At 69.1% G+C, this 17,939-nt stretch carries 17 protein-coding genes and 1 tRNA gene; 9 read left to right on the forward strand and 9 right to left on the reverse strand.

What is annotated here, in order from left to right:
* The first annotated feature begins 21 nt into the window (after positions 1-21).
* From ACWJI3_RS08265 to ACWJI3_RS08275, 3 genes are read left to right on the forward strand one after another with little or no spacing between them, the layout of a single operon-like run.
* Positions 22-894 carry an ABC transporter permease gene (locus tag ACWJI3_RS08265; protein ID WP_480203431.1) on the forward strand — a complete coding sequence of 291 codons (873 nt, stop codon included), beginning with the start codon at positions 22-24 and terminating at the stop codon, positions 892-894.
* Positions 895-902: 8 nt separating this feature from the next.
* Positions 903-2,807, forward strand: a complete 1,905-nt coding sequence (locus tag ACWJI3_RS08270) for a hypothetical protein (protein WP_480203432.1) — start codon at positions 903-905, stop codon at positions 2,805-2,807.
* Positions 2,808-2,864: 57 nt separating this feature from the next.
* Entirely contained in the window at positions 2,865-3,614 is a 750-nt protein-coding gene (locus tag ACWJI3_RS08275) for an N-acetylmannosamine-6-phosphate 2-epimerase (protein ID WP_480203433.1), read from the forward strand.
* Positions 3,615-3,651: 37 nt separating this feature from the next.
* Here ACWJI3_RS08275 and groL read toward each other — a convergent pair whose 3' ends face one another.
* Positions 3,652-5,316, reverse strand: a complete 1,665-nt coding sequence (gene groL / locus ACWJI3_RS08280; RefSeq protein WP_255099791.1) for a chaperonin GroEL — start codon at positions 5,314-5,316, stop codon at positions 3,652-3,654.
* 159 nt (positions 5,317-5,475) lie between these two features.
* Here groL and ACWJI3_RS08285 point away from each other — a divergent pair, with 159 nt between their 5' ends.
* Positions 5,476-5,715 (forward strand): hypothetical protein, encoded by a 240-nt coding sequence (locus ACWJI3_RS08285; protein ID WP_144036866.1) that lies wholly within the window; start codon positions 5,476-5,478, stop codon positions 5,713-5,715.
* 15 nt (positions 5,716-5,730) lie between these two features.
* Here ACWJI3_RS08285 and fabG read toward each other — a convergent pair whose 3' ends face one another.
* The 3 genes from fabG to ACWJI3_RS08300 are packed head-to-tail and all read right to left on the reverse strand — an operon-like array spanning position 5,731 to position 8,587.
* Positions 5,731-6,489, reverse strand: a complete 759-nt coding sequence (fabG, locus tag ACWJI3_RS08290) for a 3-oxoacyl-[acyl-carrier-protein] reductase (RefSeq protein ID WP_198948193.1) — start codon at positions 6,487-6,489, stop codon at positions 5,731-5,733.
* 46 nt (positions 6,490-6,535) lie between these two features.
* Positions 6,536-7,666 (reverse strand): potassium channel family protein, encoded by a 1,131-nt coding sequence (locus ACWJI3_RS08295; RefSeq protein ID WP_480203434.1) that lies wholly within the window; start codon positions 7,664-7,666, stop codon positions 6,536-6,538.
* 39 nt (positions 7,667-7,705) lie between these two features.
* Complete coding sequence (locus ACWJI3_RS08300; protein WP_255099794.1) at positions 7,706-8,587, reverse strand: glycosyltransferase family 9 protein; 882 nt, start codon at positions 8,585-8,587, stop codon at positions 7,706-7,708.
* 76 nt (positions 8,588-8,663) lie between these two features.
* On the opposite strand from ACWJI3_RS08300, the gene ispD reads away from it, so the two are divergent.
* Positions 8,664-9,350 carry a 2-C-methyl-D-erythritol 4-phosphate cytidylyltransferase gene (ispD, locus tag ACWJI3_RS08305; protein ID WP_094510296.1) on the forward strand — a complete coding sequence of 229 codons (687 nt, stop codon included), beginning with the start codon at positions 8,664-8,666 and terminating at the stop codon, positions 9,348-9,350.
* Here the strand turns inward: ispD and ACWJI3_RS08310 are convergent.
* Both ACWJI3_RS08310 and ACWJI3_RS08315 read right to left on the reverse strand, forming a co-directional pair.
* Positions 9,334-10,293 (reverse strand): S66 peptidase family protein, encoded by a 960-nt coding sequence (locus ACWJI3_RS08310; protein WP_480203435.1) that lies wholly within the window; start codon positions 10,291-10,293, stop codon positions 9,334-9,336. The two genes, ispD and ACWJI3_RS08310, sit on opposite strands and share 17 nt — an antisense overlap.
* Complete coding sequence (locus tag ACWJI3_RS08315) at positions 10,290-11,171, reverse strand: 4-hydroxybenzoate polyprenyltransferase (RefSeq protein WP_255099798.1); 882 nt, start codon at positions 11,169-11,171, stop codon at positions 10,290-10,292. The genes ACWJI3_RS08310 and ACWJI3_RS08315 overlap by 4 nt, the downstream gene beginning before the upstream one ends.
* 75 nt (positions 11,172-11,246) lie before the next feature.
* Between ACWJI3_RS08315 and ACWJI3_RS08320 the strand changes: the two genes are divergently transcribed.
* Both ACWJI3_RS08320 and ACWJI3_RS08325 read left to right on the forward strand, forming a co-directional pair.
* Positions 11,247-12,947: a Ppx/GppA phosphatase family protein gene (locus ACWJI3_RS08320; RefSeq protein WP_255140980.1), complete on the forward strand. Its 1,701-nt coding sequence runs from the start codon at positions 11,247-11,249 to the stop codon at positions 12,945-12,947.
* Between the two features lie 171 nt (positions 12,948-13,118).
* A complete protein-coding gene (locus tag ACWJI3_RS08325) occupies positions 13,119-13,538 on the forward strand; it encodes a tellurite resistance TerB family protein (RefSeq protein WP_480203436.1) in 420 nt (139 codons plus the stop codon).
* A gap of 74 nt (positions 13,539-13,612) precedes the next feature.
* Here ACWJI3_RS08325 and ACWJI3_RS08330 read toward each other — a convergent pair.
* Positions 13,613-13,684 (reverse strand) — tRNA-Val (locus tag ACWJI3_RS08330).
* 80 nt (positions 13,685-13,764) lie between these two features.
* Between ACWJI3_RS08330 and ACWJI3_RS08335 the strand changes: the two genes are divergently transcribed.
* Positions 13,765-14,631 (forward strand): EamA family transporter, encoded by an 867-nt coding sequence (locus tag ACWJI3_RS08335; RefSeq protein ID WP_480203437.1) that lies wholly within the window; start codon positions 13,765-13,767, stop codon positions 14,629-14,631.
* A gap of 79 nt (positions 14,632-14,710) precedes the next feature.
* Positions 14,711-16,207: an FAD-dependent oxidoreductase gene (locus ACWJI3_RS08340; RefSeq protein WP_480203438.1), complete on the forward strand. Its 1,497-nt coding sequence runs from the start codon at positions 14,711-14,713 to the stop codon at positions 16,205-16,207.
* Here the strand turns inward: ACWJI3_RS08340 and cobM are convergent.
* Together cobM and lgt are read right to left on the reverse strand one after the other, a co-directional pair.
* The gene (gene cobM, locus ACWJI3_RS08345; RefSeq protein ID WP_255099803.1) at positions 16,150-17,022 is read right to left on the reverse strand and encodes a precorrin-4 C(11)-methyltransferase; all 873 of its coding nucleotides are present in this window, start codon (positions 17,020-17,022) and stop codon (positions 16,150-16,152) included. The genes ACWJI3_RS08340 and cobM overlap by 58 nt on opposite strands.
* A complete protein-coding gene (gene lgt, locus ACWJI3_RS08350; RefSeq protein WP_255100043.1) occupies positions 17,019-17,882 on the reverse strand; it encodes a prolipoprotein diacylglyceryl transferase in 864 nt (287 codons plus the stop codon). The genes cobM and lgt overlap by 4 nt, the downstream gene beginning before the upstream one ends.
* Positions 17,883-17,939: the final 57 nt, after the last annotated feature.

Consider the following 17,939-nt stretch of genomic DNA (forward strand, 5'->3'; position numbering starts at 1 on the left):
ACCCTCCGACACCCTTCGGCCATGACCAGCGCCTCCACCCTCCCCACCCAGCCGCCCCTGCCGGCCCTACCGGCGGCCAACCGTTCCGCCCTGGCCGACGTGACGCAGGAGACCCTGGCGCTCACCCGCAGGCTGTTCCTCCAACTGGCCCGACGGCCCACCACGCTGGTGGCCGGCGTGCTGCAGCCGCTCATCTGGCTGGTGCTGTTTGGGGCCCTCTTCGCCAAGGCGCCGGAAGGTCTGCTGCCCGATGGCATGAGCTACGGACGCTTTCTCGGTGCGGGGGTGATCGTGTTCACGGCGTTCAGCGCCGCTCTCAATGCCGGCCTGCCGGTGATGTTCGATCGGGAATTCGGCTTCCTCAACCGGCTGCTGGTGGCACCGCTGCGCTCCCGTAGCTCGATCGTGATGGCCTCGGTGCTCTACATCACCAGCCTGAGCCTGGTTCAGAGCCTGGCGATCATGGGCACCGCAGCCTTGCTCGGTTATGGCTGGCCCGGCACCGCCGGGCTGGCGCTGGTGCTGGTCACCCTGGTGCTGCTGGTGTTCGCCGTCACGGCCATGAGTCTGGGGCTGGCTTTCGCGCTGCCCGGCCACATCGAGCTGATCGCGGTGATCTTCGTGGCCAACCTGCCCCTGCTGTTCGCCAGCACGGCCCTGGCCCCGATTTCCTTCATGCCCACCTGGCTGGGCTGGCTTGCCGCCCTGAATCCCCTTACCTTCGCGATTGAACCCATTCGTGCGGCCTATGCCGGCCACCCCTCCCTCGGCGACGTGGTGCTGATCGCTCCTTACGGGGAGCTCACCGGTGCCACCTGTCTGGGCGTGCTGGCTCTGCTGGCCATCGGATTGTTCCTTCTGATCCGGCCGCTGCTGGATCGCAAACTCAGCTGAGCCCCGCTGTGACCCCGTCCCCTTCCCTGCCTGCGCCCGTGCTGCCCCGACCCCAGCAGAAACGGCTCTCCGAGCGCCTGGTGCTGAAGGGTGCCCTCGACCGCAGGGATGAGGGAGCAGTGGCCTGGCTGTCGCTGCGCTGGGTGCACCGCCATGGCGTCGAGGCTCTCTCGCCACTGATGCAGGAGCTCACTGCCGGCGATGCCTCACTGAACGGTTGGTGGCACGACCACCTGCATGCCACGGCCGTTCCTGCTGCTGGTGCCTTTGCTTCTGCGCCGGCTGCAGGGGCAGTAGCTTCCGAGGAGGCAGCTCCAGTGGTGGCCTCAGAGGTGGATTCGGCCTCCATAACCGATTCGACGTCTGCATCAGTAGCAACACCTAGCGTTGCATCGGTGCAGGTGGCGCCGGGATTTTCCTTTGCGGAGATCACCCTGGAGGCGGAGCCGCAGGAGGTTGAGGAACCTTCGACAGAGCTGGTGCTCAGCTTTGCGGATGTTGCTGGCCTTGAGCCCGCCATCCCCTGCGAGGGGAGTACAAGCACGGAGCCGGTTCCCAACCTTGACGTGAATGCGGGCGTGGAGGCTCAGATCAGCCCGGCAAGCAGCGATGGCGGTGATCCCGGGATCGCCGGCGAAGGTGCCGCTTCCGCAGAGCCAGCTGCTCAGCCCGGCGTGCCTGCGCAGGCATCGATTGAATTCCTGGGCCAACCACTCGCCTTTGATCCCTGGCTTGAAGCTCCCGCCGTTTCAATCCCCCTGGTTGAGAACCCAGCGGAGCACCCGGCCTCACGCACCAAACCACCTGCGGACGATCTGGCCTCCAACGCCGAGCCCTCCGCGATCGGAGCTGGTGCGGTGCTGGGCGCTGAGAGCCATCTCACGGACATCCCGCCCACCGAGAGCTCCATCAACGAAGGCCTGCTCAGCAATCAGCTTGCTGCCAGGGAGCTGGTGGGCCAAGACGGTTTCATCGAAGCCGTTGCTCCCGCAAACGAAACGCCTCCGAGCGTTTCCACCGCCGCGCCCGTGACCGATGACCCTGGCGCAGAGACACTCTCTGCCGCTGCTCCAGTCCCGGGGGATCAGGCCCTCGATGGCTTAGCCCAGTGGCCACGTCCTGTCCCGGAGTTCTCCTCCGATCCAGGGACGGCCGTTCCTCCCTTCATTCCGGCTCGGCCTGCGGCGGCAGGGGTGTTCAGCTTCGGAGCCGACTCTGTGGTGACGGCCCCACAACCCGTCGGGTCCCCGTCGGGCGAAACCACTGCTGCCGTTCCAGCGGCTGACCCAGTGGCCGTTGCTCCCGCTGCTGACCTCCACGAGGTTGCTCCAGCTGCTGAACCTGAAGGTGCTGAGGCACCTGTCGCGCTGGTGGCCTCGCTCCCCGCCGAATCCAGCCCCACACAGCCGGAAGCCCCCGAACCCGAGCAGGCTCCGATCTGGCAGCGCCCACTGGCCCGGGTGAAACACCTGGTCCGCGTCTGCGTGGAAGAAGTGGTGAGCACCTTCCAGACCATGGACAGCGACCGCAACACGGAGTCAGACAGCGAGACAGTTTCCGCCAGCGACAACGCTTCAACCAGCACCACTTCTGCGGCCCGCGGCCCTGCTCAGTTCGGCGACACGTTCCAGCCCCGGGCCAGCGGCCAGGCCCGTGGCTCCGCTCCCGCCAGCACCTCGCCAACAGGACAACGTCCGCCGCTGGAACCGGACCGCCCTGCCGGCCCAGCCCGCCGCAGCGCCACGGAGATCGCCCCGGAGCTCACGCCCCAGGGCCGCACCCCGCCCCTGCGCGAGCGGGCTGCGGCTGCCGTCGCCGGCCGGCCGGCCCCCGCTCCTTCCCATCCCGGTCTGGCCTCGCTGCGCTCCTGGCTTCCGGATGACTCCTCCTCAGAGGACACCCGCAGCAGCTGACGCGGCCGTCAGTCTGGGCTGCGGCCACCGGCCCCTTGCCCCATTTCAGCTCCCACCATGCCCCCTGCCTCTACGCCCCTCGGGGGCCCTTCTGCCATCACCGGCGTCACACCTGCGGAGCCGCTGGAGAGGGCGGCCGTGCAGGGTGGGTTGATCGTTTCGGTGCAGGCGCCTGAAGGCTCGCCGCTGCGGGATCCGCAGGTGATCGCCGCCATGGCGGAGGCCAGCCTGGCCAACGGGGCCATCGGCGTGCGCCTGGAAAGCCCCGAGCACATCGGTGCCGTGCGGCGCCGCTGCCCGCAGGCGCTGATCGTGGGGTTGTGGAAGCGCAGCTTCCCAGGCAGCCCGGTGTACATCACGCCCGGCTGGGAAGAACTGCTGGCGGTGTGGGCAGCAGGAGCCGATGTGGTGGCGATCGATGCCACCGAACGGCAACGGCCGGGCGGACAGCCACTGGCCGAGCTGATCGAGCGGGCCACGACGGAGCTTGGCGCACCGCTGATGGCCGATGTGGACAGCGTGGCCAACGGGGTGCAGGCCGCGGCCCTCGGCTGCCGCTGGGTGGGTACCACCCTGTACGGCTACACGGAGAGCACGGCAGGGCTGCGGCCGCCGGCCTGGGATCTGCTGGGGCCGCTGCGCGCTGCCCTGCCGGCCACCACCACGCTGATCTGTGAAGGCGGCATCGCCAGTGCGGAGCAGGCGCAACGGGCGCTGCAGCGGGGAGCCGACGCGGTGGTGGTGGGAACCGCCATCACCGGCGTGGATCTTCAGGTGGCCGCCTACGTGCAGCAGCTGAGCCGCTGAACGGCTGAGCTGCTGCTGAGCTCTCAGGGAGCAGGGCTCACATCATGCCGGGCATGCCCATGCCGCCCATGCCACCCATTCCTCCCATGCCGCCCATTCCCTCCATACCGCCACCACCGGCAGGTGCGGGAGGTTCGGGCTTGTCGGCGATGACCACTTCGGTGGTGATCAGCAGCGCAGCGATCGACACCGCATCCTGCAGGGCCAGGCGCACCACCTTGGCGGCATCGAGGATGCCGGCCGTCATCAGATCTTCGTAGGCACCGGTGAGCGCGTTGTAGCCCTTGCCCAGCCGCAGCACATCGGCCACCACCACATCGCCGTTGGCACCGGCGTTCGCGGCGATCTGACGCAGGGGAGCAGAGAGGGCACGGCAGAGGATCTCGGCGCCGGTGCGCTCGTCGCCCTGGAGCCCGGCGATCCAGCCTTCGAGTTCAGCAGCCAGCTCCATCAAGGTGCTGCCGCCGCCGGGCACGATCCCCTCCTCCACCGCCGCCCGGGTGGCATTGAGGGCATCTTCGATGCGCAGCTTGCGGTGGCGCAGCTCCGTTTCGGTGGGGGCCCCCACCTTGATCACCGCCACGCCACCGGCCAGCTTGGCGATGCGCTCGCTCAGCTTCTCGCGGTCGTAGTCGGAGTCGGTGGCGGACAGTTCACGGCGGATCGAGGCCACCCGCTCAGCCACGGCGTCGCGGTGATCTTCGGTGCCCACGATCGTGGTGGAGTCCTTGCTGATCGTGATCCGGCGCACGCGGCCCAGATCGGCGAGTGTCGCCTTGTCGAGCGACATGGAGCGGTCTTCGCTGATCAGCGTGGCGCCGGTGAGCACGGCGATGTCCTGCAGGGCGGCCTTGCGGCGATCGCCGAAGGAGGGGGCCCGCACCGCCGCCACCTGCAGCACACCGCGGGTCTTATTGACCACGAGGGTGGCCAGGGCTTCACCTTCCACCTCTTCCGCAAGGATCACCAGCGGGGCGCCGGCGCGCGAGACGGCCTCCAGCACCGGCACGAGATCGGTGATCGCACTGATTTTGCGGTCGGTGACCAGCAGCAGGGCGTTCTCGAATTCGCACACCTGGCGCTCACCATCGGTGACGAAATAGGGAGAGGAATAGCCGCGATCAAAGGCCATCCCTTCGGTGACCTCCAGTTCGGTGGCCAGCGAGCGCGATTCCTCGACTGTGATCACCCCATCGGTGGTGACCAGCTGCATGGCTTCGGCCACCATGCGGCCCACTTCCTCATCGCCACCGGAGCTCACCGTGGCCACCTGACGGATCGCTTCACCGGCCACCGGGATGGCGCGGGTCTGGATGCCCTCCACCACCCGGGCCAGGGCTTTTTCCATCCCGCGGCGCAGGCCGACGGGATTGGCACCGGCAGCCACGTTCATCAGGCCGTCATGAACGAGCGCCTGGGCGAGAACGGTGGCGGTGGTGGTGCCGTCTCCGGCCTGGTCCTTGGTCTTGCTGGCCACCTGCTGGATCAGCTTGGCGCCGATGTTCTCGAAAGGATCCTCGAGCTCGATCTCCTTGGCGATCGTCACGCCGTCATTGACGATGTCGGGGGCGCCGAACTTCTTCTCGAGCACCACATTGCGCCCCCGGGGGCCGATGGTGACCTTCACCGCATTGGCCAGGGCGTTCACACCCTTTTCAAGGGAGGTGCGGGAAGCATCCGAAAAGCTGATCAGTTTGGCCATGGGCGTGGAAAGAGGCGCGCCTGGGGCAAGCCCTGGAAGTGCGTTCAGATTCCCATAGCGCCCTGTGGCCAGCGGGATGGCTGCGGTGGGGAAAGCCGAATGCGTTTGCACATTCCCATGGCACGGGCAATGGCGGCTGACCCCCGATAGGGTCGGGGCATGGAGGACTCCCTCAGCACCAGCCTCGCTGACGCGCTCAGCGACGTGACCTCGGACCCGACCATGGCAGGCACCAGCGCCATGGCCTTCCTGCTGATCGCCGGGCTGGGGCTGCTGATGGCCCTGGTGTACGTGCCGATCCGCCTGTTTCTCACCATCACCGCCCGCAGCCGCCGGCTGCGCCTGCTGCAGCGCATCCGCCGGCTGCGCGATGAGCTCGTGCAACCGATCGAGAGCTAAACCTCCCCGGCCCGCTCAGCCCATCACCATGCCGCCATCCACCTGCAGCACCTGGCCGGTGATGTAGGCAGCGGCGGGATCGGCGGCAAGGAAACGCACAGCCCCGGCCACCTCCTCCGGCTGGCCCATGCGTCCGAGCGGGATGGCGGCCAGGATCGGCTCCTGGTTGAGCTCGCTGGTCATGTCGGTGGCGATGAAGCCGGGGGCGACGGCGTTGACGGTGATGCCCCGGCTGGCGAACTCCGCTGCGGTGCTGCGGGTGAAGCCGATCACGCCGGCCTTGGCGGCGCTGTAGTTGGCCTGGCCGGGATTGCCCACCAGACCCACCACCGAGGTGATGTTGATGATGCGGCCGCTGCGGGCCTTGAGCATGGAGCGGCTCACGGCACGGGTGCACAGGAACACGCCGGTGAGGTTCAGATCGATCACGCTCTGCCAGTCGCTGGTCTTCATGCGCAGCAGCAGGCCATCGCGGGTGATGCCGGCGTTGTTGACCAGCACATCCAGCCGGCCGCTGCGTTCCAGCACGGCTTTCACCAGCGCGTCCACCTGCTCTTCCACCGACACATCGGCCGCCAGGGCATAGGCCCGGCCACCGGCGGCAGTGATCGCTTCCACCACGGCCTCGGCGGCCGTGGCCGAAGCGGCGTAGTTCACCACCACCTCGGCGCCGGCCGCAGCCAGCTCCAGGGCGATGGCACGGCCGATCCCACGGCTGGCACCGGTCACCAGGGCGACCTGATCGGCCAGGGGAGCGGCGGTGGACACGGGCATCGGAAGCTGGCGATGGCGGCGATCGTATGCGGCCGCCTCGCCAGGCCTACCGCTCCATGGCGTCCATGCTCACCAGTGCCGGCCCCAGCAGCTTCCCGAAGCGGGCCAGCTGCTCCTTGCTGCCCAGCACCACCAGCAGCTGCCCTGGCGCCAGGCGCAGATCACTGCCCGGGTTGGCGATCAGGCGGGGCTGATCCTCCCGGTAGGCCACGCCGCGGTAGTAGCTGATCACCGGCTCGGCAGGGGCCGGCTGACGGATCGCGAGCACCAGCACGCCGGTCTGGCGGCCCAGCTGCAGTTCCGCCAGGCTGCGGCCGTTGATGGAGACCATGCGCTGGGGATCGTCGGTGAGCTGGAACTCCTCCACCTCGCAGTCGGAGCCGGCCAGCAGCTCCATGAAGCCCACCGCCAGCGGACGCAGGGCGGTGGCAGCCATCGTGCGCCCGCCCGCCACATAGGGACTCACCACCTGATCCGCTCCGGCCAGCCGCAGCTTGCGGGCCGCTTCCTCGCTGTCAGAGCGCGCGATCAGGCGGCAGCGGGGGGCGATGCCGCGGGCGCTGAGCACCACATACAGATTGGCGGCGTTGTTTGGCAGGGCGGCCACCAGGCTGCGGCACTGATGAATGCCGGCCTCCACCAAGGTTTCGTCCAGGGTGGCATCGGCCTGGAGCACGGGCAGCCCCCGCTCCTCGGCGGCCTCCTTCTGGGCAGTGTCCATCTCCACCACCACCAGCGGCACGCCTTCGGAGACGAGCTGATCGGCGATCTCGCGGCCGATACGGCCGTAGCCGCAAAGGATCACATGGTTTTCCATCATGCTCAGCCAGTTCTTGAAACGTCGTTCGCGCAGCCGGCGGAAGTAGCCCGATTCGCTCAGCCCCAGCAGGCTCTGGATCGTCACCTGCACCACCACCAGCCCGCCCACGATCGCCAGGGTGGTGACGACACGGCCGGCCGTGGAGAGCGGCTGCGTGGTTCCGTCGCTCCAGCCCATGGTGCTGAGCGTGACCACCACCATCCAGTAGCAATCACCCCAGTCCCAGCCTTCGGTGAGCCTGTAGCCGACGGCCGTGAGGTTGATCAGCAGCGACAGCGCCAGCACTGGCGTACGCCAGGGTCGCCGGGAAGTGGTGGAAGGAGCCGAGCGGCGGCGACGTCGAGGGGCAGGGATCATGACGCACCACGAGGAGCCTGCCGGACCATGACCGCAGGATCAAGCCATCCCCAACGCCAAAAGCACCTCGGCAACGCTCAGCTGATCCAGGGATCCAGGGATACCGACCCCTTTTACCCCCTGACGCGGCGGCAGGCTGTCGCTGCTGCGACCCAGCGCCACCAACGGCGTGGCCGTGAGCAGGGCCAGTTCGGTGATGACCGGGTCGCTGCTGAGCACCACATCCACGGCAGCCACCTGGGCCGCCAGCTCCTGCGGCGTGGCCCCAGCCGGGGGCGTCACCACGCGCAGGTTGGGGAGGCGGGAGCGGATCGCCTCCGGCAACGCCTGCCAGTGGGCAGCAGGCCAGTCGGCAGCGGCGGCCGCCGGCCTGGGCGCCAGCAGCAGCAGTGGACCATCCCCCGCCGGCAGGGCGGCGGCAGCGGCTTCCAGCGCCTTTGGCTTAAGCCGCAGACGGAAGACCTCAGCATCGAGCGGGATCTCCAGCGGGCGCAGCCAGCTCTCGTACTGCTGGTTGGGCCAGCCGCCGGTGGGCGACTGGCTGCCGTTGACGGATCCGGCCGTGCCTGGGGCAGGCACCCGCACGGTCGCGGAGAAGCCGCCGGCGGCGATGCGGGTGGGGATGTGAGTGAGGGAAAGCAGCAGATCGATCGGCCAGCCGGAGGCGAGGTTGAGGCAGAGCTGGAAATCGGGCTCGCGCACGGCGCCGAGCAGGTTGGCCCAGTCCGCCAGGCTGACGCCGGTGTCAAAGCTGTAAGGGAGCACCTTCTCCACGGCCGGCAGCAGCTTCCAGATGGACACCTGGGCCGGGGGGCAGGCCACCTGAACGGTGGCCCCCAGCTGGCTGGCGGTGGCGGCCACCGCCGGCATGGCCTGAAGTTGGGTGGCGCCGCTGCCCGGGATCAAAAACAGAACTCGCATCAGGCGGCAGCGATCGGGTTTCGGGCGGGCTGATTGTATAAATCTGATCCGATTTCGATGTGTTCGGGAGCCGCTTGTGCATTTGCTGATCGCCGCGGCCGGCAGCGGCAGGCGTATGGGGTCGCAGCGCAACAAGTTGCTGCTCCCCGTGGCCGGGCGCGCCGTGCTCGCCTGGACCCTGGACGCGGTGCTGGCCTGTGAGGCGATCCAGTGGATCGGGGTGGTGGGCCAACCCGTGGATCAGGCGGATGTGGAGGCGATGATCGCGGCGGCGCAGCCCGATCGCCCCGTGCGCTGGATCGAAGGGGGCGACACACGCCAGGAATCGGTGAGCCGCGGGCTGGCGGCCCTGCCCGCCGCTGCAGGCGCCGTGCTCATCCACGACGGAGCCCGCTGCCTGGTGGAACCGGAGCTGATCCGCCGCTGTGCCGCGCGCGTGCACGCCGGCGAGGCCGTGATCGCCGCCACCCCCGTCACCGACACGATCAAGCGGGTGGACGGTCAGCAGGTCATTCTCTCCACCCCCGACCGCAGCGAGCTGTGGGCAGCCCAGACCCCCCAGGGCTTTCCGCTTGAGCGGCTGCGCCAGGCCCATGCCCAGGCGGAGCAGGCGGGCTGGAGCGTCACCGATGACGCGGCCCTGTTCGAGCGGCTGGGCTGGCCGGTGGGCGTGATCGAGGCCCCCCCCTCGAACATCAAGCTCACCACCCCCTTCGATCTCACCATTGCTGCGGCGGTGCTTGCCACTAGGGCAGCAGGCTGAGCGCGCCGTCACCCAGCCGCGCGCGTACGCCCAGCGGCAGGGCCCCATTGCCGGGCGCATGCCCCAGCGGCAGGCCCGCCAGCACGGGAATGCCGAGGTCGGCGGTGCGCTCCCGCAACACCTGCTCGAGGCTGAAGCGCTGGGACGCAGCCTGGGGCCTCTGAAGGTCAGGGCCCTCGGCTTGCGGTTCCATGTCTTGCAGTGCCTGAGCCTGCGCCACCCCCGCCGCCGGCGTCTCGCTCTCGGGGTCTTCACATGCCTCGAAACTGCCGAAACCGATGCCCGCCAATCGCTGCAGGGCGCCGCACAGGCGCCAGTGGGTGAGCATGCGCTCGATCCGGTAAGGCGCTTCGCCCACGTCCTCGAGCACGAGGATGGCGCCGTCGAGGTCCGGCAGGTGGGGCGTGCCGAGCAGGTGGGTGGCCACCGTGAGGTTGCCCACCAGCAACGGACCCTGCGCCACCCCCGCACACCAGGTGTCCCCGGTCAGGGGGGGCACGGGCTCGCCGAACAACAGCGCCCGCAGGCGCTCGCGGCTCCAGTCGGGTTCAGCCGCCAGGGTGGTGACCAGCGGCCCATGCACCCCGCCCGCCTGGCCACGGGCCTGGCGGGCCCAGAGCAGGGAGGTCACATCAGAAAAACCCAGCAGCCAGCCGTCGGCCTCCGGCAGGGGCTGCTCCAGCAGGCGGGCGGCGCCCCAGCCGCCCCGCACGCAGGCCAGCAGCGGCGCCGGCTGCAGATCGGCGCGGCGCTGCTGGTCGTGGCCGGCCAGATAGCCCCAGCGACGGGCGGGATCGAAGGGCATCTCCACCGTGAGGCCCCAGCTCTGCAGCACCGCCACCCCCTGCTGGAGGCGGCCCAGCTCAGCCAGGGCGGAGCTGGCCGCCACCAGCCGCACGCGATCACCGCGCCGCAGGGCTGGCAGCGGGCCGGCGGCGCTCACGGCAGCCTCCCGACCACCAAGGCCAACCAGAACACCCCGCCCAGCAGCACCTGGCGGCTGAAGTGCTGCGCGAAGCGGGAGCGCGGCGGCGTGCCCCGCAGGCGCCAGGCTTCGCTCTGCATGCCCAGCGAGGCGGCAGCCCACAGCAGCCAGAAGGGCCAGCTCACTGTCTGCAGCGCGGCAGCGGCGGCCAGCAGCAGCGACGTGAGCCCATAGCAGAGGGCCACGGCGCCGGGGGCGGCCGCACCCAGGGTGAGCGCACTGCTGCGGATGCCGAGCGCCGCGTCATCGCTGCGGTCCGACATGGCGTAGACGGTGTCGAAGCCGAAGGTCCACAGCAGGGTGGCCAGCCAGACCAGCAGCAGCGGCCAGCCGCCGGCCAGGTTGCCGCTGGCGGCGGCCCAGGGGATCAGCACCGCGAAGCCCCAGCACAGGGCGAGCACCAGCTGGGGGAAGGGGAACCAGCGCTTGGCGGAGGGATAAAGCAGGACCGGCGGCAGGGCTAGCAGCGCCAGCTGCAGCGACAGTTGCCGCCCGGGCAGTGGCAGCAACAGCACCACCGCCAGGGCCAGCAGCAGGCACAGCAGCAGCAGCAGCACGGCACTGGCCACCCGCACCCGGCCGCTGGCCAGGGGCCGGGTGCGGGTGCGCTCCACCAGCGGATCGATGCGGCGATCCCAGAGGTCGTTGGCAACGCAGCCCGCGCCGCTCACCGCCAGGCCTCCCACCACGATCAAGGCCACCAGCGAGGGGAGAGGCGGACCCTGCGGCAGCAGCCAGAGGGCCCAGCCGGCCGGAATGAGCAGGATCAGTCGACCGCTGGGCTTGTGCCAGCGCAGCAACTCGATCCACCCCCGCAGGGCTCCGAGGATGTGCATGGAGGGAGCGTAGAACCGGGGTTCACCGGCCCTGCAATGGCAAAGTGACGCCGACTGCGCCGGTTCCGACGGCTGATGGCCCGTTCCGATCCTTCTCCCGCAGCGGCGACGCTGAGCGCCTCAGCGACTGACTCGGCTCAGACAGAGGCGCCGGCTCAGCCGGCCGCTCTGGAGGCCCTGCCGGAGGCCGCCGAGCAGCGCCCGGAAGGGTCTGGTCTGCGCCACGTGGCGGCCATCGACATCGGCACCAATTCCATCCACCTGCTGATCGCCGCCGTCGATCCGGTGTTGCGCACCTTTCGCGTGGTGCAGGCGGAGAAATCCACCACCCGCCTGGGCGAGCGCGATCCGGAAACGGGCGACCTCAGCACGGCGGCGATCGAGCGCGCCTTCCTGGCCCTGCGTCACTGCCGCGAGCTCGCCACCAGCCACGGGGTGGAGCAGATCCTCACTGCCGCCACCAGTGCCGTGCGAGAGGCCCCCAACGGCCGCCAGTTCGTGCAGGCGGTGCAGGAGCAGCTCGGCCTCGATGTGGAGCTGGTGAGCGGCCCTGAGGAAGCCCGGCTGATCTACCTGGGCGTGCTCTCGGGCATGGCCTTCGGCGATGACCCCCACCTCATCCTCGACATCGGCGGGGGATCGACGGAGCTGATCCTGGCCGACGGCCGTGATGCCAGGGAGCTCACCAGCACGCGGCTGGGTGCGGTGCGGCTGCAGCGGGATTTCATCACCCAGGATCCGGTGACGCCGGAACGGCTCAGTTTTCTGCGGGCCTTCATCCAGGGCTCACTGGAGCCGGCGGTGGACCGGGTGAAGCGGCGGCTACGGCGGGGGGAACGACCGGTGATGGTGGCCACGAGCGGCACGGCCCTGGCCCTGGCCGCGCTCTGTGCCGCCAGCGAGGAGCGCCCGCCGACGCGGCTGCAGGGCTACCGGGTGAGCCGGGAGCGCATCGACGCCCAGGTGAACCAGCTGGCCACGCTGACCCTGGAGCAACGCAAGGCGCTGCCACCGATCAATGAACGCCGGGCCGAGATCATCGTGCCGGGGGCCCTGGTGCTGCAGCAGGCGATGGCGATGCTGCAGGTGCGGGAACTGGTGATCAGTGAGCGGGCCCTGCGCGAGGGCCTGATCGTCGACTGGATGCTGCGCCACGACCTGATCGTGGACCGCTTCGCCTACCAGAGCGGCATCCGGCAGCGCACCGTGCTCGATCTGGCCCGGCGTTACCGGGTCGACCAGCGCCGCGCCGAACACGTGGCCAAGCAGGCCCTGCTGCTCTACGACAAGACCCGCGGCGTGCTGCACGACGACGCCGGCAACGGGCGGGCACTGCTCTGGGCCGCCGCCCTGCTGCACAGCTGCGGCCAGCACATCAACATCAGCGCCTACCACAAGCACAGCTGGTATCTGATCCGGCACTGCGACCTGCTGGGCTATTCCGAAAGCGAGCAGTTGATGGTGGCGGCGATCGCCCGCTACCACCGCAAGAGCCTGCCGAAGAAGCGCCACGAGGCCTGGCTGCAGATCCCCGGCCGCGACCAGCGGCGCACGGTGAATGCGATGGCGCTGCTGCTGCGGCTGGCCACCTCGCTGGATCGGCGGCCCGTGCCGGCCGTGGACGACCTGCGCATCCGCTGCCGTGGCGGCGAGCTGCGCATCGGCCTGATCTCCGCCGATCCGACCCAGGATCTCAGCCTGGAGCGCTGGAGCCTGGCGGCCTGCCGGGAGCCGCTGGCGGAAGCCGCCGGCCTGCGGCTTGTGGTGGAATCCTGAGCTTGGTGGCGCTTGGTAGCGGAGCTCACACCACAGGCCCCAGCCGTTCGCCATGACAGATGGAGGCCTGCCTGAGCGGCCGCAATGGCGTTGGCTTCGATCACCGCCATGACTCCGCTGAAGGCAATGGCGCAGCTCCCAGCACAGGACGTGATGAACGCAATGCAACCAATGGATTCACCCACCGCCTTCGTGGCCGTGGCGCTGGCGGCCGTGTCCTGGGATGGGGTGCTCACCAAGGCAGGCTCGCGTGCTCTGCGCCATGCGCTCGATTACCGCGAACCCTTCCGCCATATGTCGGACGCTGAAATGATCCAGCTGTTCGACCGCCTGCTGGCCCAGCTGCGCCTGGAAGGCTCCCGCCAGCTCATGGAGCATGCCTCCGCCGTGCTGGATCCGCGGCAGCGACTCACGGCCTTCACCGTGGCTGCCGAGATCATGCGCTCCGACGGCGAGTTGGTGGCCGAGGAACAGCGGATCCTCGAGGATCTGGCCAGCCACCTCACCATCCCCGCCGCCCAACACGACCAGATCCTCCAGGTGATGGATCTGTTGCACGCCAGCCTGGTGGGAAATCCAGTGCTGGCTTGACTGAGCTGGTCTCTCCCGGACCGAAACAATTGAAAGTTTCCGGAGAATTGAGTAAGGAAATAGTGGAGAAGTTATGGGCGATACTGGACTCGAACCAGTGACCCCTTCCGTGTGAAGGAAGTGCGCTACCGCTGTGCTAATCGCCCGCACCCCTGGATCTTAAAACACGGGCGGCGCCACCCAGCCTGTCCTTCCCCCGCTTCCTTTGCTGCTTCCCTGGCCCGCCTTGGCCCTGCTCACGGCCTGCTGCGAAAGCGGCCGCGATCTGGCCGTCCGCCGCCTGCTGCAGCGCAGCGGCTGGACGGCGGCGCGGGTGATGGGCCTCAGCTGCCTGATCAGTGCCGGCCTGACCCTGCCATGGCTGCTGCTGGCCCCAGGCGGCTGGCCCAGCGACGGCACACGTCTGCTGCTGGCCCTTGCTGCCGGGGGGCTGGTGAACGCCCTGGCCTTCTGGGCCTACGGGCGCGCCCTCGCCCGCGGCGACCTCAGCCTGGTGCTGCCCCTGATCAACCTCTCGCCCCTGGTGCTGCTGTTCAGCGGCTGGTGGCTGCTGGGGGAGCGGCCAGCACCGGCGGCCCTGGCGGGTGTGGCGCTGCTGGTGCTGGGAGCCCTGCTGCTGGGCCGCGGCACGGGTGGTGGCCTGCCCCTGCTGAGCAGTCCGGGGGCACGCTCGATGCTGGTGGTGGCCGTGCTGTGGGGCCTCGGCGCCGCCTTCGACAAGGTGGGGGTGAACGCCGGTGGCTCACTCACCTGGGTGGTGCTGTTCAACCTGGTGGTGGCTGTACCGCTGCTGGCCCCCGAGCTCACCGGCTCAGGAGGGGGCACCGCACGGCTGGCTGCGGCAGCGACCTCTGAGGGGCTGCTGTTGTTGGTGTTGCTCTGCGGTCTCACCGGGGCGGTGGGCATGGTCTGCCAGATGGAGGCGCTGCGCCAGACCGCCGTGGTGCATGTGATCGCCATCAAGCGCCTGAGCACGCTGATGAGCGCCACGGTGGGCGTCACGCTGCTGGACGAACCGCGGGGCGGGCTGCGGCTGCCCGCCGCCGCATTGATGCTCGCCGGCGCCATTGCGGTGCTCAATGCAGCCCGTTGAAGCGCTCCGCCAATGGCCACGCCCGCCTGCACAGGATCGGCGAACATGGCCTGCGCACCCTCTGTTTCGCCGCTACCGCGTGTCTTCTGTCTCTCCGATCCGTGCGTCCGCCCCGGCCTCAACCTCCCCCCAGCCTGCGGGGCAGGGAACCGAGGCCGCCAAGGCTTCGACGCCGCGGGAGGTGGACGTGCTGGTGGTGGGTGGCGGGGTCTGTGGCACAGCCTTGCTCTTCGAGCTCGCCCGCTACACCGACCTGCCCCGGCTGGCGCTGATCGAGCGCTATGAGCAGCTGGCCCAGGTGAACTCCAAGGCCACCAGCAACAGCCAGACGATCCACTGCGGCGACATCGAGACCAATTACACCCTGGAGAAGGCGCTGCGGGTGAAGCGCACGGCTGAGATGGTCGTGCGCTTCGGCGACCTGCTGGAGGTCGAGGAGCGTGAGCGTTGCCTGTTCCGCACCCCGAAAATGGTGCTGGGGGTGGGCGAGCTGGAATGCGCCAGCCTGCGCCAGCGCTTTGAACTGTTTTCGCCTCACTTTCCGGCGATGCAGCTGCTGGAGAAAGAGGACATCGCCGCCTGGGAGCCAGCGGTGGCGCTGGTGAATGGCGTGCCACGCAGCGAGGAACTGGTGGCGATCGGCATCCGTGAGGCCGCCACCGCCGTCGACTACGAAGCGCTCTCGGCCGCGTTCGTGCGCCAGGCCCACGCCGCTGTGGAGGGGAGCGCGCGCTGCATCGACCTGGCCCTCGGCACCAGCGTGGAGACGATCACCCCCGAGGGTGAGACGTTTCTGGTGGAGACGCAGAGCAAGGCGGCGGGCCGCCAGCTCTGGCGGGCGCGGCATGTGGTGGTGAATGCAGGCGCCCACAGCCTGCTGATGGCCCAGCGCATGGGCCACGGACTGCGCTACTCCTGCCTGCCGGTGGCCGGCAGCTTCTACTTCACCCCCGAGTTGTTGAACGGCAAGGTCTACACGGTGCAGAACGACAAGCTGCCCTTCGCCGCCCTGCACGGGGACCCCGATGTGGGAGCTCCCGGCCAGACGCGCTTCGGCCCCACCGCGCTGCTGCTGCCCCTGCTCGAGCGCTACCGGCTCGGCTCGTTCTTCGAATTCCTTGAGGTGCTCAGGCTCGACCTGGCCGTGCTGGCGGTGTTGTGGCAACTGCTCGGCAACAGCGACATCCGTGCCTACATCGTGCGCAACCTGCTGTTCGAGGTGCCCTGGCTGCGGCGACGGCTGTTTCTGCGCGATGTGCGCAAGATCGTTCCCGGCATGGCGCTCAACGACCTGAGCTTCGCCGAAGGCTATGGAGGGGTGCGCCCCCAGCTGATCGACAAGCAGGCCCTCAAGCTGATGCTCGGGGAGGTGAGGATCGAAGCCGGGCCCGGGCTGGTGTTCAACGTGACGCCATCGCCGGGAGGCACCTGCTGCCTGGGGGTGGCAGCACTGGATCTCGAGGCGATCGTGGCGCGCAGCGGCTGCAGCTTCGCCCGCGACCGCTTTGAGGCCGAGCTCTACGGCAAGGACGCGGGGGAGGATTCAGCCAGCTGCCCGCAGTCGCTGGCGGCCTGATCGACAGGCAGTCCCTTCCCACCGGGGCGAAACAGATGGGTGTGGGAGGAGGAGTACAAACGCGAGCGGGCCTGCTGGGGGGCGTCGAGAGCAGGGCTTACCACGTAGAGGGTGGTGCGGATCAGCTGGCGTTGGCGGCTCGTTTCTGCCATCTCGCTCAGGGGCACCACAGTGATCCACTGGTCGGGCCAGCTGACGCGGTAGCCGATCGCCACCGGGGTGTCGGCGGCGTAGTGCGCCAGCAGCACCTCCTGCACCTCTTCCACATGGCGTGCGCTGAGATACAGGCAGAGGGAGGCCCCCAGGGCCGCCAGGCGTTCCAGGGATTCCTTCTCCGGCACGCCGGTGCGTCCGGAAGCCCGGCTGAGCACGATCGTCTGCACCAGGCCAGGAATGGTGAGCTCAGCCTGCAGCGCTGCCGCCGTGGCCTGATAGGCGCTGAGACCCGGGACCACCTCCACCACCAGGCCCGCCTCGGTGAGCCTGCTGACCTGCTCCGCCAGCGCCCCGTAGAGGCAGGGGTCGCCATCGTGGAGTCGCACCACCCGCTTGCCGGCGCGGGCCCGCTCGATCAGCACCTCAAGCACCTGCTCGAGGGTGAGGGTGCTGGTGCGGATCCGTTCAGCGCTCGCCGGGGCCAGGGCTGCGATCTGGGGCGACACCAGGGAATCGGTCCAGACGAGCACCTCGGCCGCTTCGATGGCACGGGCTGCCCGCAGCGTGAGCAGATCAGGGGCGCCGGGCCCTGCTCCCACGATCGTGACCGCCGCCGGTTCCGACGGGGTGGCTTCCGGCTGGCTGGGGAAAGTGGTCAAGGGTTGGTGCCCTGGAAAGGTTCGCTGGGGCCAGACTCGCTCTGAAGGCGACGGGCTCCGCGGTAGAAACAGATCAGGCCGATCGATCCGGCCGCGATCAGCAGCAGGCTCATCAGCTGCGCCATGCGCAGGCCGCCTTCGCAGAAGGGCGGGGTGGAGAACAGGCAGAGCGGATCGATGCGCAGTCCTTCGATCCAGAAGCGGCCCAGGCTGTAGCTGATCAGGTAAATGCAGCTGAGCGCCCCGGCAGGCAACGCGATGCGGCCCCGCGAACCAAGCTGGAACAAGGTGAGCAGCAACGCCACCACCGCCAGGTTCCAGAGCGATTCGTAGAGAAAGGTGGGGTGGAAGAACTGCTCGTCGATGAAGGTGGCCGGCCTGTTCACCGCTGGAATGAACAGCCGCCAGGGGAGATCCGTGGGCAGGCCGAAGGCTTCGGAGTTGAAGAAGTTGCCCCAGCGGCCGATCGCCTGGCCCAGGGCCACCGAGGGAACGAGCACATCGAGCAGATTCCAGAAGGCGAGCTTGCGCCAGCGGCAGTAGACCACCACCGCCAGTGAGCCGCCGATCAGGGCGCCATGGATGGCAATGCCCCCCTGCCAGATGGCCAGGGCATCCAGCCAGTTGAGCTGATACTGGCGCCACTCCAACACCACGTAGTAGAGGCGGGCACCGAGCACAGCAGCCAGCACCAGAATCGGCAGAAGGTCGGCGATCATGGCCGGCTCGATGCCGCGCCGCCGGCCCAGCCTGGTGGAGAGCATCAGGCCGAGCAGCACCGCCACGGCAATCAGCAGGCCATACCAGCGCAGGGAGAAAGGCCCCAGCTGGAACAGCAGGGGCCCCGGTGAAGTGAACATCGCCGTCGGCAGGGCTGGGGGAAGAAGCGCCAAGGGAAACGGCTCAGCAGATGGGGG

This window comes from Marcopretia estuarina LEGE 06307 (genome assembly GCF_056633115.1).